Origin of the sequence: Bacteroides sp. RTP31139st1_H2_RTP31139_211217, assembly GCF_040227615.1 — a bacterium.
Taxonomy (GTDB): Bacteria; Bacteroidota; Bacteroidia; order Bacteroidales; family Bacteroidaceae; genus Bacteroides; species Bacteroides uniformis.
The window spans coordinates 2852-3910 of sequence record NZ_JBCNZM010000264.1 but is presented as its reverse complement, the minus strand read 5'-3'; the positions used below and the strand labels follow the sequence as shown (position 1 = coordinate 3910).

General features: G+C 38.8%; 1 protein-coding gene. It reads left to right on the top strand.

Features of this window, described 5'->3' with window-relative positions; all coding sequences use genetic code 11:
• Positions 1-841 (top strand): hypothetical protein (locus ABUA47_RS23570; RefSeq protein WP_410520197.1); only part of this gene is annotated, 841 nt, incomplete at its 5' end.
• Between the last annotated feature and the right edge of the window lie 218 nt (positions 842-1059).

Below are 1059 nucleotides of genomic sequence, written 5' to 3'. Positions count from 1 at the left end.
CAATGATACAAAGGCTTTTGAAGCCGCTATCCTTGAACTGGTACTTGACAAGCAGAAAGAACAATACACATTGATTCTCAATAGTCTGAAAATCGAAATAGAAAAAAATATACGGGCTTATGAAACAAAACCGCTGAATGATGACGTCATAAAGCGTGTGTGTTTTCACTACGCAGACAGGCATAATTCTGCAATTAAAGACCAGTTGGAGATTACCACCAAGTTGCACGAGCCTTTGAATGACGCATACCACAGATATGATTTCATTGGTTTTCGGGAGCATACGGACGAAGAAGAAATACAGGCAGAAAAGGAATATGAACGCTGCAAGGCTGAATACGACAAGGAAAAGAAAGAATTGGATAAACTTTATGAACTGCAAAAGCAAGACAGGAAAGAGGCTTTTCAATATATAGAAAACCTTTCCGGCAATGTTTACCGCCTAAGTCTTCTTTTTATGGAAGTCCTAAAAAAGTACCTTCCTAATGATAGGGAAGAAAAACAGCAGGATGAACCAGTCAAGCAAAACGAACAAGAAGAAGTACAGAATAGCCCGGAGGGACAACATGAATATTTTGACATGAAGCAGCTTTCGCCCATTCATGAAACCTGTGTCGGGGAACAGTTCGAAGCCATTACCATAGCGGATTTCTATGCCAATATAAACCTGTACCCCTGCAAGAATAAACTAAAAATCAAGGCAAGGGAAAAGATACGGGTGTGTTACCTGATATTCCTGATGAGCGAGAAACTATCCAAGCAATACAGGGATGAATGGAGAAGCCAAATATTAAAATTGTTGGATATTGACGAGAGGAAAGCATATTCGGATAATTCGTGATATAACCTGACATTCTACGAAATTACCACTTTTACCACTCAAATTAATTTTTGAGTGGTATTTTTATTGTCTGATATTTAATGAGATAGCGCAGTATCCCATTTGTATTATCCACATCCTTACCACTTACAGCCATACCTAATTTTGCATCGTTCGAGAACAGAAATAACAGCCAGTGCGCAGGGCTGATTGTTTAACGACTAAATAGATTGGACGAT